The organism is Streptomyces sp. NPDC043680 (genome assembly GCF_056436685.1).
The window spans coordinates 113,802-138,241 of record NZ_JBWKCE010000006.1 but is presented as its reverse complement, the minus strand read 5'-3'; the positions used below and the strand labels follow the sequence as shown (position 1 = coordinate 138,241).

The window sequence follows — 24,440 nt, the reverse complement described above, 5'->3', positions numbered from 1 at the left end:
GCGGCTCCGGATAACAGCGCAGCGGGCCATGGGTGACCCGCCGAGTCCAGGCTAGTGGGCGTTGGGCAGGTGACAAGACGTTCCCCGGTCCTTCACCGGCTGATCGCCGTCGGCTGCTTCGGCCAGGGAACTACCCTGGTCGGGTGACTGTTACTCCTGACCCCGACGAAGCGCGGCCCGGCGACGCCCTGGTGCGCACCGGCGGCATCGTGTTCATCGCCGGCGCCGTGGCCACCCTGGTGACGATGGCCCCGCTGTTCCTGCACACCGACCCGTTCCCCTCGTACGCGTGGGCTGTGTGCATGCTGATGGGCGTCGGCTTCGCCATCTCGGCGGCGGGCGTCCTGCGCTCGGCCGCCGCCCAGCGCAAGGCCGCCCGCGCCTCGCAGTCCTAGGACCAGGACCGCACGTACTCCTCCAGCCACTCGGGCAGCGCGGTCAGGTCCCGCAGCACCACGTCCGCGCCGGCCTCCCGCAGCTGGCCCTCGGGGCACGGGCCCGTGGGCACCGCCACCGACAGCGCACCCGCCGTACGGGCCCCGCGTACGTCGCCCACGTGGTCGCCGACGTACACCTGCGCCCCGTACTCGCGCAGGGCACCCGCCTTGGCCTCGGCCCACAGCCAGCCGATGACCGCGTCCGGCTCGATCCCGAGGTGGCTCAGGTGGAGCCGGGCGTTGGGCTCGTGCTTGGCGGTGACGACGATCGCCCGGCCACCGAGCGCCTGGACGGCCGCGATGGCCTCACGGGCGCCGGGCATGGCGGGGGTCGGCTCGATGGCGTAGGTGGGGTAGATCTCCCGGTAGCGGTCGGCCATGGCCTCGATCTCCGCCTCGGGGAACCAGTACGCCAGCTCCTCGGCCAGCGGCGGCCCGAGCCTCGTGACCGCCTGGTCGGCGTCGATGAACGTGCCCGTCTCCGCCGAAAGCGCCTGGTAGGCGGCCTTGATCCCGGGCCGGGAGTCGATCAGGGTCATGTCGAGGTCGAAGCCGACGGTCAACTGCGCGGGGATCGTCATGCGCCCATTGTGCCGACCCCGCGCAAACAGCCGGTTACCCCCCGCACCACCGGCCGAAGGGGCACCGGACGAAAGCCAGAAGACAGGGAGGCGGCCGACCGGGGACAACAAGGGACCTCCCGGCTGCCAAACACCGGGCGGAAGCCGGGGGCAGCGAAAACGCCGGCCGGGGACGGGGACGGGGTGGGGTGTTGTCCGGGGCGTAGAACGTGATTTGTTGGCGCGGGATCCGGGTCGGCGCATGCACCCGGGATCAGGCGCCATAAATCATGAGCCCCGGACGACACCCCACCCCGGCACCGGCCCCGGCCCCTCCGCAACCACCGCCCCGCAGGGGTCAGCGACGGCGGGCCCGCCACGCCAGGTACAGCGCCGACGCCACCGCCGCCGCCCTCGCCAGCCACGGCCACATCCCCTGGAACACCCCGCCCAGCCCCTCGTCGGTCAGCGGCGCACCCCACCGCCCGTCCAGCCGCCCCCACAGCCACACCACCGCCCCCGCGAACACCACCCCCGGCAGCCCGAAGACGACCCACTTCCGCTCGGCCGGCCCCAGCACCCGCGAGGCGTAGGCCAGCAGCCAACCGCCGATCAGCAGCAGCCAGGACCCGGTCACCGCCCCCGCCACAAGCACCACCGCGGCCAGCAGCAGAAAGGCATGCGGCCTCGGCCGCGCAGCCCCCGCGGCGGCCGGCCCCGCCGCAGCCGGCTCCGCGGCACCCGCACCCGCACCCGCACCCGCACGCTTCGCCCGCCGCCGCTCCAGCAGGAACCGTACGAGCCCGCCCCCGGGGGCAGACCCGGGCCGCCCCGGCCCGGCCGCCGGCTCCGGCTCCGGCTCCGGCTGCTTCGGCGCCTCGAACAGCTCCGGGATCTCCACCCCGCCCGCGAAGCCCTCGACCTGCGACCCGGGCACGACCCGCCACCAGTCCGGTTCGACACCGCCGTCCGAGGACCCGAGCTCGTCCAACCCGGCCAGATGCGGCGGCGCGGGCGCCGTCTGCGGCGGGGCCGACGGGGCCGACGGGGCGGGCGGCGCAGCCGGCTTGCGCAGCCGGCCCGGCCCCCGCTGCACCGGCACCGACGGCATCCCGGGCGGCGCCCCCGCCCCTCCCCGCCCCGCCGCACCCAGCGCGTCCACGACCTCCTCCGGCGTGCCGATCCGCTCCAGGATCCGGCGCACGGCAGCGGGCGTCTCCGGCTCGTACTTGGCACGCCGACGGTCGATCTCGTCCCGCAGACCGGCCACCAGCCGCATCCGGTCACCGGAGGCCAGCTGCCGCTGCTGCGCCAAGTCGCCGACGCGGCTCAGATATTCGTAGACCAGATGGTCGCTCTCGATCCCCATGCCCGGCTCCTCCCGTACCGCCTGCCGGGAAAGGTAGCGCGTGCGCCCGTGGAGCGGCCGAGGGCGCAGCGGATACCGTTGGCCGGATGGGGACCGGCCGACGCGACCATGGAGGCGACCGTGCCTGAGCCGACGAGCAGCGCCGCGGACACCGCGGACACCGCGGCCCGCGCCACCGCGGGGACCGCGGGCAGCGCCCCGCGCTCCCTCGCCGAGGCGCTGCGCGCCCGCGACGACGCGGCGCTCGCCGCCCTGCTGCACGCGCGCCCGGACCTGCTCAGCCCGGTGCCCGGTGACATGACCCAGCTGGCCACCCGCGCCGGGACCCGCGCCTCCGTGGTACGCGCCCTGGACCGCCTGGACCGCTTCGCCCTGCAGACCGCGGAGGCCTTGGCGGTGGCCCCGGACCCGTGCCCGTACCCGGTCCTGGAAAGCCTCATGGCCGGGACGACCGACACCCCCACCGCCACCCCGAGCGACAGCGGCACCGGCACACCCACCGCCACCCCGAGCGACAGCGACACGCCCCTCGCCCCGCAGACCCGCGCCGAACTCCCCCGCGCCCTGGCCACCCTCCGCGACCAGGCCCTCGTCTGGGGCGACGACGACCGGCTCCGCCTCGTGCGGACCGCCCGCGAGCTGCTGTCCCCCTCCGCCGGCCGCCCCTCGCCCACCGGCCTCGGCCCGACCGTCGCGGAGGCCACCGCCGGGATGTCGCCGACCCGGGTCCAGGAGATCGTGGCCGCCGTCGGGCTGCCCGCCACCCACGACCCGGTGTCCGCGGTGACGGCGCTGACCGCCCTGTTCACGGACCAGAAGCGGATGTCGGCGCTGCTGGACGAGGCCCCGGCGGAGGCCCACCAAGTGCTGGGCCGGCTCGTGTGGGGGCCTCCGTACGGGGAGGTCACCGCGAACCCGGCCCCGCCGGTGCGCTGGCTGCGCGACCGGGGGCTGCTGCTGCCCACCTCGGCCCGGACGGTGGTGCTGCCCCGCGAGGTGGCCCTGCACCTGCGCGGCGGCCTCGCGCACCGCACCCCGGAGCCCCTCGCCCCGCCGGTGACCGCACACCGCGAGCACCGTCCACAGCTTGTGGACGCGAACGCCGCCGGGCAGGCGCTGGCCGCGCTGTCCACCGTCGAGGAGCTGGTGAAGTCCTGGGAGCACGCCGGTCCGCCGGTACTGCGCGCCGGCGGGCTCTCCGTACGCGACCTGAAGCGCGCGGCGGCCACTCTGGACACCACCGAGCCGATGGCCGCGTTCTGGATCGAACTGGCCTACGCGGCCGGTCTGCTGGCGAGCGACGGAGAGGCCGACGAGCGGTACGCCCCCACCCCCGCCTTCGACGACTGGCTCGAACTGCCGCCCGCCGAACGGTGGTCGGCGCTCGCCTCGGCCTGGCTGGCCGCGACCCGTACGGCCGGTCTGGTCGGCGAACAGGACGGGAAGGGCCGCACCCTCTCCGCGCTGGGCGCCGACCTGGACCGCTCCGCCGCGCCCGAGGTCCGCCGGCGCGTCCTCGAACTCCTCGCGGGGCTGCCCGAGGGCGGCTCGCCCGACCCGGACGCCCTGCTGAACCGGCTCGGCTGGGAGCGCCCCGTACGTGGGACGAGCAATCTGCGGGGCCGCCTCGCGCACTGGACGCTGACCGAGGCGGAGACCCTCGGGGTCACCGGCCGGGGCGCGCTCGCCACGCACGGCCGCGCCCTGCTGGAGCACCGGGATCCGGTGCCGCTGCTGGCGGCGCTGCTTCCCGAGCCGGTGGACCACGTACTGCTGCAGGCGGACCTGACGGCGGTGGCTCCGGGGCCGCTGCGCCGGCCGCTCGCCGAGGTGCTGGCGGTGCTGGCGGACGTGGAGTCCAAGGGCGGGGCGACCGTCTACCGCTTCACACCCGGCTCCGTACGCCGCGCCCTGGACGCCGGCCACACCGCCGTCGACCTGCACGCCTTCCTGGCCGAGCACAGCCGCACCCCGGTCCCGCAGCCGCTGGCGTACCTGATCGACGACGTGGCCCGGCGGCACGGGCACCTGCGGGTCGGTGCGGCGTCCTCGTACGTGCGCTGCGACGACGACGGCATGCTGAACGAGATCCTGGCCGACAAGCGGTCGGCCGGGCTGGGGCTGCGCCGGCTCGCCCCGACGGTGCTGGCGGCGCAGGCCGAACCGACCGCGCTGCTCGACGGGTTGCGGGCGATGGGCTACGCGCCGGCCGCGGAGTCCCGTACCGGCGACGTGGTGGTGGCGCGCGCGGACGCGCACCGCACTCCGGCGCGCTCGGCGCCCGTGCCGGTGCCGGACGGCCCGCCGGTGCCGGACGACACGCTGCTGGGGGCGGCCGTGCGGGCCATCCGCGCCGGGGACCTGGCGGCGACGGCGGTACGCAAGGAGACCGCGACGGCGCCGTCCGCGGCGCCGGGCGAACTCCCGCGCACCAGCGCGGCGGAGACCCTGGCGACCGTGCAGGCGGCCGCGCTGACGGGGTCCGCGGTGTGGATCGGCTACGTGAACGCGGACGGGGCGGCGAGCCAGCGGGTCATCGCCCCGGTGCGGGTGGAGGGCGGTTTCGTCACCGGGTACGACCACACGGCGGACGAGGTGCGGACGTACCCGCTGCACCGCATCACGGGGGTCGCGGAACTGGCGGAGGACCAGGTGTGACACGGCGGCGGCCACCGTCGGCGGGAACAAATGCGCTGGCGGCGGCGCCCGTTCACCCCGCAGTCTGGCCCCATGCACGACGAGCAGAACCGGTCCGGGCCCCCGCTGCGGCAGATCCGCGCCGCCCACACCGCCACCACGGTCACGGTCTACCAGGCGTACGCGCCCCGGCTCGGGCTCCCCGCGGCGCGCGACGGCCGTTTCCCCGTCGCCTGGAAGCGGGAGCGGATGACGTGGATCAAGCCGTCGTTCCTGTGGATGATGTACCGCTGCGGCTGGGCGACGAAGGCCGACCAGGAGACGGTGCTCGCCGTCGAGATCACCCGTGAGGGCTTCGACCACGCGCTGCGCCACGCCTGCCTGTCCCACTTCGAATCGGGTACGCACACCGACCGGGAGGCCTGGCAGCAAGCGCTGCGGGAGGCACCGGCGCGCGTGCAGTGGGATCCGGAACGCGATCTCCACCTGAACCCGCTGCCGCACCGCTCGCTCCAACTGGGCCTGTCCGGGCCGGCCTCGCGGGCGTACGCCGACGCGTGGACGGTGTCGATCCGGGACGTGACCCCGCTGGCTCGGCAGATCCACGCCCTGGTGCGGTCCGGCGACGAGGCCGCGGCGCGGGCTCTGCTGCCGGTGGAAACCCCCTATCCGGCGGGTTCGCTGGCGCACCTCGGCGCCTGATCGCCGCCCGGCCTTCCAGGCGGAATGCGGGACTCCTTTCCTCGCAGCTCAGCCGGGTCGCAGGGGCCTTCGCGGCCTGTTGCACAGCGGTGACACTGGGCCGGTGGATTCGTGATCCACCGTGTGTGAAGATCAGTCCATCGCCAGAGCGGCCGAGGGGATGAAACACCGGCCCGAGAGCGACACCCCGTACGACCAGACCACCCGGCCAGGCGCTCTGCCCCGGCCGAATCGTTTCACCACCCTCGCCTGTGCCCTCTGCGCCGGCTGCCGCCCTGCGGCCGCCCGGCCCTCGTGATTCCTTGGGGGGAGTCCACCATGTCCGCTCGCACCGCCACCCGCCACGCCTTCCGCTCCGCGGCCGCCACCGCCGTCGTCGCCGCGGTCGCCGGCACCGTCCTGATGCCGCTGTCGGCCTACGCCGCGCCGGCGGAGGGCGGCACCAACCAGCACGCGCTGAAGATCACGATGGGCGCCCCGGCGCCGAGCGGCCCGCTGACCCGTGGCGGGGCCACGGAGACCTTCGAGCTGACGGTGACGAACCCCTCGGACAAGGCCCACTCCTTCCACCCGTGGATCCTGGGCGACCCGGAGGGCCCGAGCCCGCTCCAGAAGAGCGACGTGCTCTTCAAGGTCGAGGCGGTGGACGCCCCGGCGACCACCTCCTTCATCGGGCAGCAGGACGGCGAGTGGCAGGGCATGTTCCACCCGACCGGCAAGGAGCCGAACCAGGGCTTCGAGGTCCCGGCCGGCGGCAAGCTCACCTGGAAGGTCACGGTCGGCCTCGGCGCCGGCTACCCGACCAACGACGGCGACTTCACCCTGCGGGCCACCAGCTACCAGGCCGAGGTGGCGGAGGGCGGCTCCCCGTCCCTGGCCTTCAAGACGGACCCGTCGGTCAAGACCGGCACCGTCGACCTCTGGTTCGACCAGATCAACCCCTGCCAGGAGAAGATCGACGAGCGTCAGTGCCGGGAGATGGACCTGCGCTACCGCGCCAACGGCGAGGGCGCGTTCAACACCGCGCTGGCCACCTACCTGGACGTGAACATCGCCGACGGCATCTCCGACGAGCAGGCCGACCTCCAGCTCCAGGTCCAGGTCGACGGCAAGTGGCAGGACCTCGCCGGCACCAACGGCAACCGCCGCCTGCCCGACATCGCGAAGGGCTTCGGCAAGGCGTCCGGCGAGCGCAAGGTGCACCTGCGCGCCAAGCTCGGCCCGAAGTCCAAGCTGCCGAAGGCGACGACGGCCACGCTGACCGCGCAGGTCGGCCTGGCCGAGGGCAACACCTACCCCTTCCTGGCCGACGAGGCGAAGTTCCAGATCGCCCCGGCCGCCACGACCACCCCGAGCCCCTCGCCCTCGAAGTCCGCGACCCCGCAGCCGTCGACGAGCCCCTCGCCCTCGGCTTCGGCCTCCACCACCGCTGCCGTGACCGGCAACTCGAACACCACCACCACGGGCGGCTCCCTGGCCCACACCGGCGCCGACTCCCACACCGGCCTGTACTCCGGCCTGGCCGCGGTCCTCGTCGCCCTCGGCGGGGCGGCCATGTGGCTCGGCGCCCGCCGCCGCCGCGCCACCCGCGTCTGATCCTGCGCACCCGAAGGGCCCGGCACACGTGCCGGGCCCTTCGGCATGCCGGGTCCTCACCTCGCCGCGTAGTCGATCAGCTCCTCCTCGAACGGCCACACGTCGGCGAGCCAGCGCCGCACCCGCTCGTACAGGACCTTGTCGAGCGCGGCCCGGTCGGCCCGGACCCAGGAACTGACCTGGACCCGCCCGGGCGCGTCCTTCGAGGGGTAGATGTAGAGGCACCCGATGACGTCGTCACCGCCGTCCAGGACGGTGTACGTGAACCCCCGGCGCTCGGCGAAGTCCCGCGCGTGCCGGGCCAGGTCGGCCAGGTTGTCCTGCGCCGACATCCCCTCCGGCGGCGGCCAGCCCCGGCCCTGGAAGCCGGGCGTGGCCCGCACGTGCGCGATGCTCCCGCTCCACGCGGCGAGGTCCCGCTCGTTGTGCGCCTCGCCCAGCGGCTCCAGCCGGAAGCCGTCCCCTTCGCACCCGAGCGGCACCGCGAAGTCCTCCGGCACGAACAAAAGTCGATCGCTCATGCCCCGACCCTACGAACCGGCCCACCGCCCGTCATCCCGATATCCGCCCCCGCCGGGCACCCCGGGCGGCCCGGGGATACGGCAGACTGGAGGTTTGGCCGCCCGCGTCCGGGCAGCCACCGCCACGCCGAAAGGGACGTTCGTGAACGGGCCTCTCATCGTCCAGAGCGACAAGACACTCCTCCTCGAAGTCGACCACGAGCTCGCCGGCGCAGCACGCCGTGCCATCGCCCCCTTCGCCGAGCTGGAGCGGGCCCCCGAGCACATCCACACGTACCGGATCACCCCGCTCGGCCTGTGGAACGCCCGCGCCGCCGGGCACGACGCCGAGCAGGTCGTCGACGCGCTCGTCGAGTACTCCCGCTACCCCGTCCCGCACGCCCTGCTCGTCGACGTCGCCGAGACCATGGCCCGCTACGGGCGCCTCACCCTGTCCAAGCACCCCGTCCACGGACTGGTGCTGACCAGCACCGACCGGCCGGTGCTGGAGGAGATCCTGCGGTCCAAGCGGATCGCCCCCCTGGTCGGGGCGCGGCTCGACCCCGACACGGTGGCCGTGCACCCCTCCGAGCGCGGGCAGATCAAGCAGACCCTGCTCAAGCTGGGCTGGCCCGCCGAGGACCTGGCCGGGTACGTCGACGGCGAGGCGCACGCCATCGACCTGGTCGAGGACGGCTGGGCGCTGCGGCCGTACCAGCAGCAGGCCGTCGAGGGTTTCTGGCACGGCGGCTCGGGCGTCGTGGTGCTGCCCTGCGGCGCCGGGAAGACGCTGGTGGGCGCCGGTGCCATGGCGAAGGCGAAGGCGACCACGCTGATCCTGGTGACGAACACCGTCTCGGCCCGCCAGTGGAAGCACGAGCTGGTGCGGCGGACCTCGCTGACGGAGGACGAGATCGGCGAGTACTCCGGCACGCGCAAGGAGATCCGGCCCGTCACCATCGCCACGTACCAGGTGCTGACGACGAAGCGGAAGGGCGTCTACCCGCACCTGGAGCTGTTCGACTCCCGCGACTGGGGGCTGATCCTCTACGACGAGGTGCACCTGCTGCCGGCGCCGGTCTTCAAGTTCACCGCAGACCTCCAGGCCCGCCGCCGGCTCGGCCTGACCGCGACCCTGGTCCGCGAGGACGGGCGCGAGTCCGACGTCTTCTCCCTCATCGGCCCGAAGCGCTTCGACGCGCCGTGGAAGGAGATCGAGGCGCAGGGCTACATCGCCCCGGCCGACTGCGTCGAGGTCCGGGTGAACCTCACCGAGTCGGAACGGCTCGCGTACGCGACCGCCGAGACGGAGGAGAAGTACCGCTTCTGCGCGACCACCGCCACGAAGCGGAAGGTGACCGAGGCACTGGTCCGCAAGCACCGCGGGGACCAGACCCTGGTCATCGGGCAGTACATCGACCAGCTCGACGAGCTCGGCGAGCACCTGGACGCGCCCGTCATCAAGGGCGAGACCTCGAACGCGCAGCGCGAGAAGCTCTTCGACGCCTTCCGGGCGGGCGAAATCAACGTGCTGGTGGTGTCAAAGGTCGCCAACTTCTCCATCGACCTGCCGGAGGCCACCGTCGCCATCCAGGTGTCCGGCACCTTCGGCTCCCGCCAGGAGGAGGCCCAGCGGCTGGGCCGCGTGCTGCGCCCGAAGGCGGACGGGCACGAGGCGCGCTTCTACTCGGTCGTCGCGCGCGACACGATCGACCAGGACTTCGCCGCGCACCGCCAGCGCTTCCTGGCCGAGCAGGGCTACGCCTACCGGATCATGGACGCGGACGAGCTCCTGGCGAACGACTGATCCTGCCGGGGCGCGGTCAGCGACGTATGACGCCGGCGTCCTCGGAGTACTCGCCGAGGACGACGACGCTCACGGCGGTCGCCGCGAACACCTTCGCGGCGCGCAGCAGGTCGCCCAGGCGGTGCCGGGGCGGTGAGTCGGTGGCGGCGGTGGCCCCGCGCGGGCGGCCACCCTGGACCGGGGTGAAGGTTGCGGTGCTCATGAGTCCATGGTGCGCCGCGACCGGCCCCGGCACATCGCCCTGCGAGCTGAGCCGCCTGGCCTCCGGCCTCCTCCTCCCGTCCCATGCCGCCCCCGAGGACCCCTACCCGAGGTCTGACACTCCCGGGTATGACCCCCGGACGGGGGCCCGGCCTGCGCCGCGTCAATCCGCTCGCGCGGCGCCCCGCCCCTGACTACAATCTCCGCTCTTGCCTCCTCCCGCCGCCGTACCGGGGAGTGCCGCCCGCCTGGGGGTACCTCCCAGCGGTAGCTGGGGGAGGAAACCGGCGGGCTTCGTTCCGTACCAGCAGCTGGAGGCATTCCCGTGCCCGCGCACGCCACCGACCTCGCCCCCTCCCACCCCCTGGCCCGCGAACAGGCGCACCTCACCGCATCGCGGGCCGCGCTCCGGGCGATGCGCGCGGACGTCGAGGCCCTCGACATCCGCGACGTCACCGCGAACTGGGTCAACGCGCTCGTCCTCCAGGCCCAGATCGACGACCGGATCAAGGCCCTCGCCGACCTCGCGCACACCCCGCTCTTCTTCGGCCGCCTCGACTACCTCCACGCGCCCGGCGCGGACCTCGCCGAGGGCGCCGAGGGGGAGCGGTTCTACATCGGCCGCCGCCACGTCCACGACGCCGACGGCGACCCCATGGTGATCGACTGGCGCGCACCCGTCTCCCAGCCCTTCTACCGCGCTTCGAAGGCCGACCCCCAGGACGTCGCCCTGCGCCGCCGCTTCGGCTACACGGGCGGCGAGCTCACGGCGTACGAGGACGAGCACCTCAGCGACCCCGCCGAGGCGGCTGCGGTCAGCAAACTGCTCCAGCGGGAGATCGAGCGCCCGCGCGTCGGCCCCATGCGCGACATCGTCGCCACGATCCAGCCCGAGCAGGACGAAATCGTCCGCTCCGGCCTGTCCGGCTCCGTCTGCGTCCAGGGCGGCCCCGGCACCGGGAAGACCGCGGTGGGCCTGCACCGCGTCGCGTACCTCCTCTACGCCCACCGCGAGCGGCTCGCCCGTACGGGCACGCTCGTGATCGGGCCGAACCGTTCCTTCCTGCACTACATCGAGCAGGTCCTGCCGGCCCTGGGCGAGCTGGAGGTCAAGCAGGCCACCGTCGACGACCTGGTCGCCCGCGACGGCCTGGAGGTCCGGGCCGCCGACCCCGCCCGGACCGCGGTGGTCAAGGGCGACGCCCGGATGGCCGAGGTGCTGCGCCGCGCGGTCCGCTCGCACGTCACCCTGCCCGCCGAGCCCCTGATGGTGGTCCGCGGATCGCGCCGCTGGCGGGTGCCGGCGTACGAACTGGAGGAGATCGTCACCGAGCTCCTGAACCGCGACATCCGCTACGGCGCCGCCCGTGACGCGCTGCCGCAGCGGATCGCCCACGCGGTGCTCGTCCGCATGGAACAGGCGGGCGAGGCCCCCGACGACCGCGTCCAGGACACGGTGGCCCGCAACCCCGCCGTGAAGGCGGCCGTCAAGGCGGTCTGGCCGGTGGTGGAACCGGCGAAGCTGGTGCTGCGGCTGCTGTCGGACGCGGAGTTCCTCGCCGCCCACGCGGACGGGATCCTCTCGGACGAGGAGCAGAAGCTGCTGCTCTGGCCGAAGCCGTACCGCAGCGTGAAGTCGGCGAAGTGGTCGGCGGCGGACCTGGTCCTGATCGACGAGGCGGCGGACCTGGTGGAGCGTACGCACTCGCTCGGGCATGTCGTCCTCGACGAGGCGCAGGACCTGTCGCCGATGCAGTACCGGGCGGTGGGCCGGCGCTGCACGACGGGCTCGGCGACGGTCCTGGGCGACCTGGCGCAGGGCACCACGCCGTGGGCGACCCGCAGTTGGGCGGAGGCCCTGACCCACCTCGGCAAGCCGGAAGCGGTGGTGGAGGAGCTGACGGCGGGCTTCCGCGTGCCGCGCGAGGTGATCGCGTACGCGTCGCGGCTGCTGCCGTCGATCTCCCCGGGCCTGGCGCCGGTCTCCTCGGTCCGCGAGACGCCGGGCTCCCTGGTCGTGACCCCGGTGTCGGACCTGACGCCCGCGGTGATCGAGGCCTGCCGGGCGTCCCTGACCCAGGAGGGCTCGATCGGCCTGATCGCGGCCGACGCCAGGATCCCGGAGCTGGCGGAGGCCCTGCGGGGGGCGGGACTGCCGTACCTCGCGCCGGGCGAGGAGACGACGGCGCGGGCGCGGCTGACGCTGGTGCCGGCGTCGCTGGCGAAGGGCCTGGAGTACGACTACGTGGTGCTGGACGAGCCGGCGGCGATCGTCTCGGGCGAACCGGACGAACGCACCGGCCTGCGCCGCCTGTACGTCTGCCTCACCCGAGCCGTCTCCGGCCTGACGGCCCTCCACACCACCCCCCTCCCGGCTGCCCTCCTGGCCTGACACCGACCGGTGCCCCGCGCACCAACGCCGGGGCCGGCGGGGTCCGATCGCCTGTGCGGCGCCGCTGCGGGGGCCAGCCCCCGACCCCCCGCGCCTCAAACGCCGGCGAGGCTGATTTTGCAGGCCCCGCGCCTCAAAGGGTGGGGCGGCCCGGGCCCCGACGCCCGCGGTGGGGAGGTTCGATTGCCCGTGCGGCGCCGCTGCGGGGGCCAGCCCCCGGACCCCCGCGCCTCAAACGCCGGCGGGGCTGAATTGGTGGGCCGGTGCCTCAAAGGGGGGCCGGGGCTCCGGCTTGGCCGTGGCATCGGCGGGTGGGGTGGGGACACTGCGGTGGTGAGTCGAGGATGAGCGGTCACCGCCGAGTCAGTCCGCGATCCCGCCAGGATCCGCGAGCCGAGACGAACTTCCGGAGTGGCACCGCCCCACCACCACACGCTCCCGAGCAACGACACCACAGCCCGCGAAGCCCGTCCCAGCCCCGCGGCTCCCCGCCACGACACCACCGCCCACGAAACCCGCCCCAGCCCCCGGGGCTCCCCGCCACGACACCACCGCCGGCGAAGTCCGCGCAGCGGCACCGCACCCGGCAGGGCCCAACCCCGCGCCCGTCCCGTCAGGACAACGCCTCGCGCCACCTCGCCACCGCCGGCGCGGAGACCGGGGCGGACCACCCGGAGGGCCTGGCCGCGCCGCCGATGTGGAAGCCGTCCACCCCCGCCCCCAGCAGCACCGGCAGGTGCGCCAGCGCCAGCCCCCCGCCCACCAGCAGCTGCGCCCCGTACCCCGGCTCCCCCCGCCGCCCGGCCTCGGCCACCAGCACCGGCAGCCCCGCCTCGACCCCCTCCGCCGATCCGGCCGTCAGGTAGGTGTCCAGCCCGGGCAGCTCCGCGAGGGACTTCCGCAGCTGGTCCCGGTCCGCCGCCCGGTCGATCGCCCGGTGGAACGTCCACCGGCAGCCCCCCAGCTCTCCCACCACCGCCTCGATCGCCGCCAGGTCGGCCGTGCCGTCCGGCTTCAGGAACCCGAGGACGAACTCCTGTGCCCCCTCCGCCCGCAGCTCTCGCGCCTGCTCGACGAGGAGGTCGACGGGACCGGCGGCGAACCCGTCCGTCCTGCGGAGCATCACGCGCAGCGGGATGTCGACCGCCGCCCTGACCGCCGCGAAGGTCTCGCGCGACGGGGTGAGCCCGTCGGCGGCCATGTCGGTGACCAGTTCAAGACGGTCCGCCCCACCCGCCTGGGCCGCGACCGCGTCCTCCACGTCGAGGGCGATCACCTCCAGGACTGCACGGTTGCTCATTGGGCCCCACTCCTCCGAAAAAGCTGCTGGTATGGAAAATAGGTCTAGTCCAATATCAGGGTAGGGCCCGCCCCCGCCCTCCACCAGCACAATCACGCCACCCGCTACCCCCACCCGCCCGCCCGCAGAATGTGCCCATGGACACCGCGACCTCAGACCTCCGCGCCCGCTGGGCCGCCACCACCGCCGCCGCGGGCGCCGACCCCGGCCGGGACCCCGCCCCCTACGCCGACCGGCTCCTCACCGCCTGGGCGGAGCCCCAGCGCCGGTACCACACCACCGCCCACCTGGCGGACGTCCTCGCCCGGATCGACGTCCTCGCACCGCACGCCGCCGACCCGGCCGCCGTCGAACTCGCCGCCTGGTTCCACGACGCCGTCTACCGCCCCGACCGCTCCGAGAACGAGGAACGCAGCGCCGCCCTCGCCGAGCGGGCCCTGCCCGAGCTCGGCGTCGACGGGGCCCGCACGGCCGAGGTGGCCCGCCTCGTACGGCTCACCGTCACCCACGACCCCGCGCCCGGCGACACCAACGGCGAGGTGCTGTGCGACGCGGACCTGGCCGTCCTCGCGGGCGGCCCGGACGCGTACGCCGCGTACGCCGCCGCCGTCCGCGCCGAGTACGGCTTCGTCCCCGACGACGCCTTCCGCGCCGGCCGCGCCGCCGTCCTGCGCCAGCTCCTCGACCTGCCCCGGCTCTTCCGCACGCCCCACGGCACCGCCCACTGGGAGGCCCCGGCCCGCCACAACCTGGCCGCGGAGCTCGCGCTCCTCACCGGCCCCAAGGAATGAGATCCCCTTCGCGGTGGTTCGGGAGAGACATGCCCCCCGCCGCCGCCCGCTCCCGCATGCCCGTCGCCGTCTACGTACTCGGTCTGTCCGTCTTCGCCCTCGGCACGAGCGAGTTCATGCTCTCCGGGCTGCTGCCCCCCATCGCCGAGGACATGGCCGTCACCATCCCGCAGGCAGGCCTGCTGATATCCGCCTTCGCGATCGGCATGGTCGTCGGCGCACCCCTGCTCGCCGTGGCCACTCTGCGCCTCCCGCGCCGCACCACACTCATCTGCCTCATCAGCCTCTTCGGCCTCGGGCAGGTCGCGGGCGCGCTGGCCCCCTCGTACGCGCTCCTCTTCGCCTCCCGCATCGTCTCGGCGCTCGCCTGCGCCGGCTTCTGGGCGGTCGGCGCGGCCGTCGCCATCGCCATGGTCGAGCAGAACCAGCGCGCCCGGGCCATGGCCGTCATGATCGGCGGCTTGTCCATCGCCAACGTCCTCGGGGTCCCCGCGGGCGCCTTCCTCGGCGAGCACCTGGGGTGGCGTTCCGCGTTCTGGTCGGTCGGCGCCGCCTCGGCAGTCGCGCTTGCCGGCATCGTCGCGCTGATCCCGAGGATCCCGCTGCCCGCCGAGAGGCCGTCGCCGGTACGGGAGCTGCGCATCTACCGAGACCGGCAGGTGTGGCTCTCCATCGGCGTCACGGCCCTGGCGGCGGGCGGCGTGTTCTGCGCCTTCAGCTACCTCTCGCCGCTGCTCACGGACGTCGCCGGGCTGGACTCCGGCTGGGTGCCGTGGGTGCTGGCGCTGTTCGGGGTGGGCGCGCTGGCCGGTACGACGGTGGGCGGCCGGGTCGCGGACGCGCACCTGTTCGGGGTGATGCTGTGGGGCATCACCGCCTCCACGGTCTTCCTCGTGGCGCTGGCCCTGCTGGCGTCGTCGGCGGGAGCTGCCGTCGGGCTGTCGTTCCTGATCGGGTTCTCGACCTTCTTCACCGCGCCCGCGCTCAACGCCCGCATGTTCAACGTGGCGGGCGCCGCCCCGACCCTGGCCGGAGCCACCACCACGGCCGCGTTCAACCTGGGCAACACCGGCGGCCCGTGGCTCGGCGGTACGGTCATCGACGCCGGCCACGGCTTCGCGGCGACCGCCTGGGCGGGGGCCGCCATGACGGTCACCGCGATCGGCCTGGGCGCACTCGCCCTGCGCCTGGACCGTCGTACGCCGCCGGCCCCGACCCGGATCGTCGCCTCGTCGCCCACCCGCCCGGCGCCGGCGGACACCGTCCGTACCGCTAGGTGAACCACTGACGGTGCCCGCCGCCGGCCGGGTCCGGCGGTCCCGGACCCCGAATGGCGCTGGGTGCGGGAGGAGATGACCGCTCCGGGCCGCCTCCCGGCGGCTACGCCGGGCGGCCCTTCGGGCGGCGCAGGCCCGCCGCCGTGAGGCGGCGGACCAGTTCCTTGCTGCCGACCTCCACGGCGCCGGCGTCCACCGCGTCCGCGTAGCGGTGCTCGGGGACGTCGTAGTGGTCCCCGTCGAAGGCCCGCGCCGGGCAGCCGATCTTCGCCGCGAAGGCGTGCAGTTCCTCCACCGAGAGGTCGCTGACCATGTGCGACCACATGCGGCCGTGGCCCGGCCAGGTGGGCGGGTCGATGTAGATCGTCACCGGCGGCTCACCGGCCGAGGACGGGGCCGAGGCCGCCCACCGCGGCGACCTTCACGCCCGCCTTCCCGCACACCCAGTGCGGATCGGGTCCGAGTTCGGGTTCGACGTCCAGCGCGTGCGGATCGCCGTGCGAGCAGACCGGGCACAGCGGCCAGCGCCCGTACTTCTCCAGCAGTGCGTCCTGTACGTCCTGGGCGACGAGTCCGGCGAGGTAGTCGACCCCCTCCGGCCACTGCTCCACCCACCACCGGCGGTGCGTGACCGAGTCCTCGACGAGGGAGACGACATCGGCCTCGGCGACCTCGCCCGCGACGAGATCGGCGAGTACCAGGGCACGGGCGGCGTGCAGCGCCTGTTCCAGGGGGGTCGCGTGGTCCATGGGGCCATTGTGAACCCGCACCGGCCAGGTGGCGAAGGTCCCTCGGTCACAGCCCGGCGGCTTGCCCCTCGGCGGATTGTGAAAATAGATTTCACACATGAGTGAGGTCATGAAGGAAAGTTTCACCGAGGCGTTCACCGCCCGCACCCCGCTGCACGCCCGCGTCCGCGCGCTCGGCCCTTCCATGCCCCCCTCCGTGCTGGCCGTCGCCGAGGCCGTCGCGGCCGACCCGGCCGGCTGCGCCCGGCTCACCGTCACCGCCCTCGCCGAGCACACCGGCACCAGCGAGGCCACCGTCGTCCGCACCGCCCGCCTCCTCGGCTATCCGGGCTACCGCGACCTGCGCCTGGCCCTCGCCGCGCTCGCCGCACAGCAGGAATCCGGCGCCGCCCCCTCCGTCACCGTCGACATAACCGTCGACGACCCCCTCCCCGACGTCGTCGCCAAGCTGGCCCGCGAGGAGGCCCAGACCCTCGCCGACACGGCGGCAGGGCTCGACCTCACCGCACTCGCCGCCGCCGTCACCGCGCTCGCGACGGCCCGCCGGATCGACATCTACGGCGTCGGCGCCTCGGCGCTCGTCGCCCAGGACCTGGCGCAGAAGCTCCAGCGCATCGGGCTCGTCGCCCTCGCCCACGCCGACCCGCACCTGGCCGTCACCAACGCCGTCCAGCTCCGTCCGGGCGACGCCGCCGTCGCGATCACCCACTCCGGCTCCACCGGCGACGTGATCGACCCACTCCGTACGGCCTTCGAGCGCGGCGCCACCACCATCGCGCTGACCGGCCGCCCGCACTCACCGGTCACCCGGCACGCCGATCACGTGCTGACCACCTCCGCCGCCCGCGAGAGCCGGCTGCGCCCGGCCGCCATGTCCAGCCGCACCAGCCAGCTCCTCGTCGTGGACTGCCTGTTCGTCGCCGTCGCGCAGCAGACCTACGAGACCGCCGCACCCGCCCTCGCCGCCTCCTACGAGGCACTCGCCCCCCGCCACCGCCCCACCAGCCGCCAGGAGCAACGCCCATGACCGCGTACGCCGATCTCCGCGCCCAGCTCGCGGCCCTGACCACCGAGGCCTTCCGCCCCGAACTGGCCGAGATCGACCGCCTCCCCACCCTCGAACTCGCCCGCCTCATGAACGCCGAGGACGCCACCGTCCCCGCAGCGGTGGCCGGCCAACTGCCCCGGATCGCCGCCGCGATCGACGCCATCGCGCCCCGGATGGCCCGCGGCGGGCGGCTCGTCTACGCGGGCGCCGGCACCGCCGGCCGCATCGGCGTGCTGGACGCCAGCGAATGCCCGCCCACCTTCAACACCGACCCGGCCCAGGTCGTCGGCCTGATCGCGGGCGGCCCCTCCGCGATGCTCCGGGCCGTCGAAGGCGCCGAGGACTCCGCCGAACTCGCCGAAGCCGACCTCGCCGCCCTGGACCTGACCGCCGACGACACCGTCATCGGCATCTCGGCCTCCGGCCGCACCCCGTACGCGGTCGGCGCCGTCACCTACGCCCGGCGGCGCGGCGCGCTCACCATCGGTCTGGCCTGCAACGCCGGCTCCCCGCTCGCCGAGGCCGCCCTGCACGGCATCGAGGTCGTCGTCGGCCCGGAGCTGCTCACCGGCTCCACCCGCCTGAAGGCCGGCACCGCGCAGAAGCTCGTACTGAACCTCGTCTCGACCCTCACCATGATCCGGCTCGGGAAGACGTACGGGAACCTGATGGTCGACCTCCGCGCCACCAACGACAAGCTCCGCGCCCGCTCCCGCCACATCCTGGTGCTCGCCACCGGCGCCTCCGACGAGGAGATCGAGGCCGCGCTCACCGCCACCGGCGGCGAGGTCAAGCAGGCCGCCCTCGTCCTCCTCGGCGGCGTCGACGGGCCGACAGCCGCCGCACTCCTCACCGCCGCCGACGGTCATCTCCGCGCCGCCCTCGCCCGCACCCCGCACGCCCCCTGACCCCACCGCCCGGCAACACCCCGCACGCCTCCCGACCCCCACGGTTCCCGAACCCCGGTTCCCTCACGGCAAGGCGACCCCCACATGAGCACTGACAAGAACCGCGCCACCGCCGCCGCGCTCCTCCCCCTGGTCGGCGGCCCCCGCAACATCGGCTCCATCGCCCACTGCATGACCCGTCTGCGCCTGGCCCTGCACGACCGCTCGCTGGTCGACGAGACCGCGCTGCGGGCGCTGCCCGCCGTGCTGGGCGTGGTCGAGGACGCCGACACCTACCAGATCGTGCTGGGCCCGGGCACCGTGGCCCGCGTGACCCCGGAGTTCGAGGCCCTGGTCGAGGAGGGCCGGGCAGGGGCCCCGCCGCTGCCGGTCACCGCCGCGGAACTCGCCGAGCGGGGCGCCGCGCTGAAGGAGGCACAGAAAGCCCGCAACAGCACCCCCTTCAAGCTGTTCCTGCGCCGCGTGGCGAACATCTTCGTCCCACTGATCCCGGCGCTCATCGGCTGCGGCATCATCGCCGGGCTGAACGGCGTGCTGGTGAACACCGGCCGGCTGCCCGCCGTGGCCCCGGCGCTCGCCGCCCTCGCCTCCGGCTTCATGTCGCTGATCGCGGTCTTCGTCGGCCTCAACACCGCGAAGGAGTTCGGCGGTACGCCCGTCCTCGGCGGCGCGGTCGCCGCGATCATCGTCTTCCCGGGCGTCGCCAAGGTGGATGCTTTTGGCCAACATCTCTCCCCCGGGCAGGGCGGTGTCCTCGGCGCCCTGGCGGCCGCGCTGCTGGCCGTCCACGTGGAGAAGTGGTGCCGCAGGTGGGTGCCGGAGGCGGTGGACGTCCTGGTCACCCCCACCCTCACGGTCCTGGTCGCGGGCCTGGTCACCCTGTTCGGCCTGATGTTCCTGGCCGGTGAGGTCTCCACCGCCATCGGTACGTCCGCCCACTGGCTCCTCGCCCGCGGCGGCGCCCTCGCGGGCCTGGTCCTGGGCGGGCTGTTCCTCCCCCTGGTCATGCTGGGCCTGCACCAGGCGCTGATCCCGATCCACACCACCCTGATCGAGCAGTCCGGCTACACGGTCCTGCTGCCGATCCTGGCCATGGCAGGCGCGGGCCAGGTGGGGGCCGCCCTCGCCGTCTACTGCCGGCTGCCGCGGAACCGCTCCCTGCGGACGACCATCAAGTCGGCCCTGCCCGCGGGTTTCCTGGGCGTCGGCGAACCGCTGATCTACGGGGTCTCCCTCCCGCTGGGCCGCCCCTTCGTCACCGCATGCGTCGGCGGCGCGGCGGGCGGAGCGTTCGTCGGCCTGTTCAACCAGCTCGGCGTCACCTTCGGCTCCACCGCCATCGGCCCGTCCGGATGGGCGCTGTTCCCCTTGCTCGACGGCACCGCGGGCCTCGGCCTGAGCCTCGCGATCTACGCGGGCGGCCTGGGCGTCAGCTACCTCGCCGGCTTCATCGCCACGTATTTCTTCGGCTTCACCGGGCAGATGCTGACCGACCTGAACACCGACGCCGAAAACACGAATCCGGCCACCGTTCAACCGGCACAGGGGCCTGCTATGGCCAAAATCTAAGGCGAAAGCGAGACTTTCCGGATGGAGTTCCCCGCCGACGCCGTTGCCGCCACCGCCCTGATCAAGGTCGTACGCCTCTCCGAGCGCCCGCAACGGTTCGGCGACCCCGTCACCGGCAGCCCGCTCGCCTCCTGGACCGGCAAGGACGCCTCCGAGGCGCTCGCACTGCTCTCCTCCATGCAGCCGGGCGAGCGCCGCGCCTGCCCGGCCCCCGGCTACGGCCTGCGCGTCTACGACGCCATGGAGGAGCTCCTGTTCGAGATGATCTTCTGTTTCAGCTGCGACCGCACCTGGCTCTGGGGCCCGGCCGTTCCCCCCGAACTGACCCTCGGCGCAGGGCCCGACGACCTCCTGTCCCACTTCCACGACGCCGCATGATGGGGGCATGACCCACTCCATACCCCCCGTGGTCCCGCCGGGCCGCCTGGCCGCCCTCGCCCAGCCGTGCTTCGCTCTCCCGGGTGCACTGGTCCTGCGCCCCTGGGCCGCGCAGGACGCCCCGGCGCTGGTGCAGGCCTGCCTGGACCCGGACATCCAGCACTGGAACCGCCCCGGCCTGCCCTCCCACGAGCAGGCGCGGGAGCGCATCGCCGCGTGGGAGACCCGCCGCCTGGCCGAGCGGGCCGTGATCTGGGCCGTGGCACCCGCCGAAGGCGGCCTGCCCGTCGGGCTGATCGGCCTCGGGGACATCGACCTGCCGGGCGGCAGCGCGGAGTTCCTGTACTGGCTGCTCCCGGCCGGACGCGGCAGCGGCGCGATGGCCCCGGCCACGGACCGGGTCAGCCGCTGGGCCTTTGAGGAGCTCGGCCTGCACCGCCTGCGGATCACCCACTCCGTGGCGAACCCGGCCTCGTGCCGGATCGCGGCCAAGGCCGGCTTCCCCCTGGAGGGCACCATGCGCGGCGCCCTCCTCCACGCGGACGGCTGGCACGACGAGCACCTCCACGCCCGCCTCCGCACGGACCCGGTACCGCCGGCTCAGGCCGCCCCGGACGCGGTGCGCAGGAAGGTCACCAGGTCGTCGGTGCTGTAGCCGAGCTTCGGCGCCCGCTCCGCCGCCATCAGCAGCAACTGCCCGACGATCTCGGCGCCCCACCCGTCCGTGCCGTCCTGCGACCACTCCCACAGCTTCTCGATCCCCAGGTCGGCCATCACCAGCCCGTACCCCGCCCGGATCTCACCGCACAGCTCCGCCACCGCGTCCAGCAACCGCGCGCCCGGCCGCTCGCACCGCAAGCCGAAGCACCCGCCGACGTCCTCGACCACGCATCCCTTCGGCGGCCGCACCCTGAGCGCCTCGTAACGCGGCTCGTCCTCCTCGGACGAACCGTCCACCGGGCAGTGGATGAGCGTGAACCGGTGCCACCCCGGTGGCGGGGGCGGCTGCGGCCGCCACGCCGTCAGCCCGAGCGCCTCCTGCGCCAGGGACGTCGCCTCGTCCGCCGTACCGGCCGTCTCCCGCACCCGCCGCTCCCCGTCATCGCCGACGGCGGTCCACAGACCGCTGCGCCCGTCCCGCCCCACCCGCACCGAAAGGCCCGTGCCCGGACGCCTCCACCCTTCCCCCACCAGGCCCTGCTCCAGCCAGCACAGCTTCCAGGCCAGCTCGAACTCCCACCCCCGCGCCACCTCGAAGAACCCCTCCAGAGCGGACTCGCACCACGCCCGCTCGTCCCCGCTCACGGGTGCGCCCGCTCGTGGAGCACGGCGGCCAGCCGCAGCGCGGTGTCGAGATTGCAGCGACCGAGCTCGACCAGCGGCAAGCCGTACGTCCCCGCCGCGGACACCACGTCCACCCCGAGCGACGGGAACACCACCCCCACCCCGCCGAGCGCGTCCCGCAACTGCCCGACGGCCTCCTCGGCCGCCCTCAGCCGCTCCTTCGGAGTGAGCACCATGACATGTCACCTTTCTACTCTGGGTGTTCGTCTTCTGTACACAGAGTGGCGACGGGCTCGATAGCCTTTCAAGGACGGACCCGAAACAACGGGACCTGTTGGCCAGGGAGTTGCCATGGCAGGTAAGCACCTCGATCCCTCCTCCTCCCCACGCGCCCTCCTCGGCGCGGAACTCCGCGTGGCGCGCGAACGCGCGGGCCTCACCCAGGCCGAGCTGGGCGAACCGCTCTTCGTCAGCGGCTCGTTCATCGGCCAGCTCGAAGCGGGCACGCGCCGGATGCACCTCGACTTCGCGCGGCAGATAGACGACATCCTGGGGACGGACGGCTTCTTCGTCCGCAACTGCGGGGCGGCGGCCAAGTCCAAGTACCCGGACCACTTCGCGGCGGCGGCCGAGGCCGAGGCCTTGGCGACGGCGATCCGCGAGTACGCGCCGTTGATCGTGCCGGGGCTGCTCCAAACAGAGTCGTACGCACGGGCCGTCTGCAGGGCCTACCAGCCGACGGCTACGGAGGACGCAATCGACGAGCTCGTCACCAACCGGTTGGAGCGCGCTGCACTGCTCAACAACCCAACAATCCCGATGTTGTGGTGCGTCCTCGATGAAGCGGTACTCCGACGTCAAGTCGGTGGTCCGTCGGTCATGGCCGAAACGCTCAGGCACATCGCGGGTCTGATCCGGTCCCACCGGATCATCGTTCAGGTCCTCCCCTTCAGCGAGGGTGCCCATGCGTCCACAGGCGGCTCCATCAAGCTGATGTCCTTCGAGGACGCTCCCCCGCTCGCCTATTCCCAAGGCAACGGAACAGGTCTGCTATTCGACGATCCTGCCGAGGTCGCTCGCCACTCCCTGACCTACGATCTGCTCACGGCTAGTGCGCTGCCACCACACGAATCACTGGCCCTGATCGAGTCTGTAGCGGAGGATTACGCGCATGACCAGCACGCCTGAGTACGACCTGTCAGCGGCCACCTGGCACAAGTCGAGCTACAGCGATGGCAGCGGCGGCGACTGCCTGGAGATGGCCACCTGGCGGAAGTCCACCCACAGCGGCGGCGACGGCGGCAACTGCGTCGAGGTGGCCGACGGCCGGCCCGGGGTGGTTCCCGTCCGGGACTCCAAGCAGCCCGAAGGCCCGCACGTGGTGTTCCACGCACGAGCCTGGGCGGCGTTCGTCGCGTCCCTCTGACCGGCCAGGTCACAGGCCGCCGGTGAACAGCAGCCGGTTCGGGCTGCCCAGGCTGATGCTGCTCACGACGTCCTTCGTGGACTCGCGCTCCAGGAAGTCGCCGACCTCTGCCGGGTCCGCGTTCGGGTGGGTCGCCTTGTAGAGGGCGGCGACACCGGTGACGTGCGGTGCGGCCATCGACGTGCCGTCGAGGGCCACGCTGCCGCCGCCGAGCCTCGCGGAGACGATGTCCTGCCCGGGGGCGTAGAGGCTGAGGCACGAGCCGTAGTTGGAGAAGCCCGTCTCCTGGTCGTACTCGTCGGTCGCGCCGACCGCCACCACGCGCTCGGCAGAGGCGGGCGAGACGCCGCAGGCGTCCTGCGCGGAGTTGCCCGCCGCGAAGACCGGCAGGACGCCCGCGTCGGACAGGGCGGTGGCGGCCGTGTTGACCGCGTCCGACTTGGTTCCGCCCAGGGAGCCGTTCAGGACGGCGGGCTGCGTGGCGTTCCGGGCCACCCAGTCCATGCCCGCGATGACACTGGACCAGGTGCCGCTGCCGTCGCAGCCGAGGACACGGACGCTGACCAGCTTCGCGTGGCGCGCCACCCCGTACGTCGCACCGGCGACCGTACCCGCGACGTGCGTGCCGTGGCCCTGGCAGTCCGCGCCGTCGCGGCCGTCGTCGACGGCGTCGAAGCCGGGCTCGGCACGCCCGCCGAACTCGGTGTGCGTGTAGTCGATGCCGGTGTCGAGGATGTACGCGGTCACCCCGGCGCCGTCGCCCAGCGGGGTGAAGCCGTTGTCGAGCGGCAGTGCGCTCTGGTCGATGCGGTCCAGGCCCCACGAGGCGGCCGAAGCCCGCACACCGGGCGCCTTGGTCGGCACCGGCACGGACTGGACCGACGCGTCCTCCTCGACCGACTTCACCCCCGGAGTGCTGCGGACGGTCGCCAGCTGGGCCGCGGTCATCGGGACCGCGAAGCCGTTCATCGCCGAGGTGTAGACGAACGACGGCTCCAGGCCCAGTTGCTCCGCCGCCACCGCACCGTCCACCCCCTTCTCCAGGGTCACGATGTACTGGCCGGGCACGGCGTTCGGCGAGGTGTACAGCGGTGCCGGGGTCGGCTCCGGGCCGGCGGCGGAGGCCGTACCGGCCGCGAGGGGGGCCGCGGTGAGGAGGACGGCCGTGGCCAGACGTGCGAGCAGGCGCATGGAGGTGACTCCCTGAAGGAGGTGGGGGCTCGGCATGGGTGGGGCCGCCTCCACGACGGCGCGTGTCCGTCCGTCCTGGTGCGGCCCTTCCTTCCATCGGGTGTCGCCCCGGCGCGGCTTGACCCGCCGCCGCCCGCCCGGCCGATCGTCCGCGGTCCGCGCCACCCCGCGTCAGGCCGTCGCACATGCCGCGCAAGGGGGCGGCACCTTGCGGATCAAGGCCGCGCGGGCCCGTCACCCCTGGCCGACAGGGCCCGGGGCGCCTCCGCAAGATCACCCGTACGGTCCGCCCCCAGACCGGCGAGCGCACGGCCGGTG

25 protein-coding genes are annotated in these 24,440 nt (G+C 73.9%); 15 read left to right on the top strand and 10 right to left on the bottom strand.

Going from position 1 to position 24,440, the window contains the following annotated elements; all coding sequences use genetic code 11:
- Positions 1 to 143: 143 nt before the first annotated feature.
- Positions 144 to 395 (top strand): hypothetical protein, encoded by a 252-nt coding sequence (locus AC0666_RS15620; RefSeq protein ID WP_361714255.1) that lies wholly within the window; start codon positions 144 to 146, stop codon positions 393 to 395.
- Here the strand turns inward: AC0666_RS15620 and AC0666_RS15615 are convergent.
- Together AC0666_RS15615 and AC0666_RS15610 are read right to left on the bottom strand one after the other, a co-directional pair.
- Positions 392 to 1,018, bottom strand: coding sequence for an HAD family hydrolase (locus AC0666_RS15615; RefSeq protein WP_468581693.1), 627 nt, complete (start codon positions 1,016 to 1,018; stop codon positions 392 to 394). The genes AC0666_RS15620 and AC0666_RS15615 overlap by 4 nt on opposite strands.
- 337 nt (positions 1,019 to 1,355) lie before the next feature.
- Entirely contained in the window at positions 1,356 to 2,366 is a 1,011-nt protein-coding gene (locus AC0666_RS15610; RefSeq protein ID WP_478707743.1) for a hypothetical protein, read from the bottom strand.
- A 108-nt stretch (positions 2,367 to 2,474) separates the two neighbouring features.
- Between AC0666_RS15610 and AC0666_RS15605 the strand changes: the two genes are divergently transcribed.
- The 3 genes from AC0666_RS15605 to AC0666_RS15595 all read left to right on the top strand — a co-directional run bounded on the left by AC0666_RS15605 (position 2,475) and on the right by AC0666_RS15595 (position 7,301).
- Positions 2,475 to 5,024, top strand: a complete 2,550-nt coding sequence (locus AC0666_RS15605; protein WP_468970531.1) for a helicase-associated domain-containing protein — start codon at positions 2,475 to 2,477, stop codon at positions 5,022 to 5,024.
- Between the two features lie 72 nt (positions 5,025 to 5,096).
- Positions 5,097 to 5,705 carry a DUF4291 domain-containing protein gene (locus AC0666_RS15600; RefSeq protein WP_468970242.1) on the top strand — a complete coding sequence of 203 codons (609 nt, stop codon included), beginning with the start codon at positions 5,097 to 5,099 and terminating at the stop codon, positions 5,703 to 5,705.
- Positions 5,706 to 6,023: 318 nt separating this feature from the next.
- Positions 6,024 to 7,301, top strand: a complete 1,278-nt coding sequence (locus tag AC0666_RS15595; protein WP_468970245.1) for a hypothetical protein — start codon at positions 6,024 to 6,026, stop codon at positions 7,299 to 7,301.
- A 56-nt stretch (positions 7,302 to 7,357) separates the two neighbouring features.
- On the opposite strand, the gene AC0666_RS15590 is transcribed toward AC0666_RS15595, so the two are convergent.
- Positions 7,358 to 7,822, bottom strand: a complete 465-nt coding sequence (locus AC0666_RS15590; protein ID WP_468970248.1) for an N-acetyltransferase — start codon at positions 7,820 to 7,822, stop codon at positions 7,358 to 7,360.
- A 142-nt stretch (positions 7,823 to 7,964) separates the two neighbouring features.
- Between AC0666_RS15590 and AC0666_RS15585 the strand changes: the two genes are divergently transcribed.
- On the top strand, positions 7,965 to 9,608 hold the full coding sequence (locus AC0666_RS15585; RefSeq protein ID WP_361714237.1) for a DNA repair helicase XPB: 1,644 nt from the start codon (positions 7,965 to 7,967) through the stop codon (positions 9,606 to 9,608).
- 16 nt (positions 9,609 to 9,624) lie between these two features.
- Here AC0666_RS15585 and AC0666_RS15580 read toward each other — a convergent pair whose 3' ends face one another.
- Positions 9,625 to 9,810 carry a hypothetical protein gene (locus tag AC0666_RS15580; protein WP_356853809.1) on the bottom strand — a complete coding sequence of 62 codons (186 nt, stop codon included), beginning with the start codon at positions 9,808 to 9,810 and terminating at the stop codon, positions 9,625 to 9,627.
- A 414-nt stretch (positions 9,811 to 10,224) separates the two neighbouring features.
- On the opposite strand from AC0666_RS15580, the gene AC0666_RS15575 reads away from it, so the two are divergent.
- Positions 10,225 to 12,201, top strand: a complete 1,977-nt coding sequence (locus AC0666_RS15575; RefSeq protein ID WP_478707821.1) for a HelD family protein — start codon at positions 10,225 to 10,227, stop codon at positions 12,199 to 12,201.
- Between the two features lie 613 nt (positions 12,202 to 12,814).
- Here the strand turns inward: AC0666_RS15575 and AC0666_RS15570 are convergent.
- Positions 12,815 to 13,501 carry a copper homeostasis protein CutC gene (locus tag AC0666_RS15570; protein ID WP_361714233.1) on the bottom strand — a complete coding sequence of 229 codons (687 nt, stop codon included), beginning with the start codon at positions 13,499 to 13,501 and terminating at the stop codon, positions 12,815 to 12,817.
- A 137-nt stretch (positions 13,502 to 13,638) separates the two neighbouring features.
- Here AC0666_RS15570 and AC0666_RS15565 point away from each other — a divergent pair, with 137 nt between their 5' ends.
- Positions 13,639 to 14,292, top strand: coding sequence for an HD domain-containing protein (locus AC0666_RS15565; RefSeq protein ID WP_468581687.1), 654 nt, complete (start codon positions 13,639 to 13,641; stop codon positions 14,290 to 14,292).
- A gap of 56 nt (positions 14,293 to 14,348) precedes the next feature.
- Complete coding sequence (locus AC0666_RS15560) at positions 14,349 to 15,572, top strand: Cmx/CmrA family chloramphenicol efflux MFS transporter (RefSeq protein ID WP_478707820.1); 1,224 nt, start codon at positions 14,349 to 14,351, stop codon at positions 15,570 to 15,572.
- A 100-nt stretch (positions 15,573 to 15,672) separates the two neighbouring features.
- Here the strand turns inward: AC0666_RS15560 and AC0666_RS15555 are convergent, their stop codons facing one another.
- The gene (locus AC0666_RS15555) at positions 15,673 to 15,939 is read right to left on the bottom strand and encodes a DUF4031 domain-containing protein (protein WP_468581686.1); all 267 of its coding nucleotides are present in this window, start codon (positions 15,937 to 15,939) and stop codon (positions 15,673 to 15,675) included.
- A 7-nt stretch (positions 15,940 to 15,946) separates the two neighbouring features.
- Positions 15,947 to 16,318 carry a hypothetical protein gene (locus AC0666_RS15550; RefSeq protein WP_361714224.1) on the bottom strand — a complete coding sequence of 124 codons (372 nt, stop codon included), beginning with the start codon at positions 16,316 to 16,318 and terminating at the stop codon, positions 15,947 to 15,949.
- A gap of 97 nt (positions 16,319 to 16,415) precedes the next feature.
- On the opposite strand from AC0666_RS15550, the gene AC0666_RS15545 reads away from it, so the two are divergent.
- The 5 genes from AC0666_RS15545 (at position 16,416) to AC0666_RS15525 (ending at position 20,876) form a co-directional block, all read left to right on the top strand.
- Positions 16,416 to 17,345 (top strand): MurR/RpiR family transcriptional regulator, encoded by a 930-nt coding sequence (locus AC0666_RS15545; RefSeq protein ID WP_468970256.1) that lies wholly within the window; start codon positions 16,416 to 16,418, stop codon positions 17,343 to 17,345.
- The gene (gene murQ, locus AC0666_RS15540) at positions 17,342 to 18,274 is read left to right on the top strand and encodes an N-acetylmuramic acid 6-phosphate etherase (RefSeq protein ID WP_468970259.1); all 933 of its coding nucleotides are present in this window, start codon (positions 17,342 to 17,344) and stop codon (positions 18,272 to 18,274) included. The genes AC0666_RS15545 and murQ overlap by 4 nt, the downstream gene beginning before the upstream one ends.
- Before the next feature lie 84 nt (positions 18,275 to 18,358).
- On the top strand, positions 18,359 to 19,843 hold the full coding sequence (locus AC0666_RS15535; RefSeq protein WP_478707742.1) for a PTS transporter subunit EIIC: 1,485 nt from the start codon (positions 18,359 to 18,361) through the stop codon (positions 19,841 to 19,843).
- 21 nt (positions 19,844 to 19,864) lie between these two features.
- On the top strand, positions 19,865 to 20,221 hold the full coding sequence (locus AC0666_RS15530) for a hypothetical protein (protein ID WP_478707741.1): 357 nt from the start codon (positions 19,865 to 19,867) through the stop codon (positions 20,219 to 20,221).
- Between the two features lie 7 nt (positions 20,222 to 20,228).
- Complete coding sequence (locus AC0666_RS15525) at positions 20,229 to 20,876, top strand: GNAT family N-acetyltransferase (RefSeq protein ID WP_478707740.1); 648 nt, start codon at positions 20,229 to 20,231, stop codon at positions 20,874 to 20,876.
- Here AC0666_RS15525 and AC0666_RS15520 read toward each other — a convergent pair.
- The gene (locus AC0666_RS15520; protein ID WP_478707739.1) at positions 20,822 to 21,526 is read right to left on the bottom strand and encodes a hypothetical protein; all 705 of its coding nucleotides are present in this window, start codon (positions 21,524 to 21,526) and stop codon (positions 20,822 to 20,824) included. The genes AC0666_RS15525 and AC0666_RS15520 overlap by 55 nt on opposite strands.
- On the bottom strand, positions 21,523 to 21,741 hold the full coding sequence (locus AC0666_RS15515; RefSeq protein ID WP_468581679.1) for a hypothetical protein: 219 nt from the start codon (positions 21,739 to 21,741) through the stop codon (positions 21,523 to 21,525). Before AC0666_RS15515 ends, AC0666_RS15520 begins: the two co-directional genes overlap by 4 nt.
- Positions 21,742 to 21,856: 115 nt before the next feature.
- Between AC0666_RS15515 and AC0666_RS15510 the strand changes: the two genes are divergently transcribed.
- Both AC0666_RS15510 and AC0666_RS15505 read left to right on the top strand, forming a co-directional pair.
- Positions 21,857 to 22,693, top strand: a complete 837-nt coding sequence (locus AC0666_RS15510) for a helix-turn-helix domain-containing protein (RefSeq protein WP_478707738.1) — start codon at positions 21,857 to 21,859, stop codon at positions 22,691 to 22,693.
- A complete protein-coding gene (locus AC0666_RS15505; protein WP_478707737.1) occupies positions 22,677 to 22,931 on the top strand; it encodes a DUF397 domain-containing protein in 255 nt (84 codons plus the stop codon). Before AC0666_RS15510 ends, AC0666_RS15505 begins: the two co-directional genes overlap by 17 nt.
- Before the next feature lie 9 nt (positions 22,932 to 22,940).
- Here the strand turns inward: AC0666_RS15505 and AC0666_RS15500 are convergent, their stop codons facing one another.
- The gene (locus AC0666_RS15500) at positions 22,941 to 24,122 is read right to left on the bottom strand and encodes a S8 family peptidase (RefSeq protein WP_468970281.1); all 1,182 of its coding nucleotides are present in this window, start codon (positions 24,120 to 24,122) and stop codon (positions 22,941 to 22,943) included.
- Between the last annotated feature and the right edge of the window lie 318 nt (positions 24,123 to 24,440).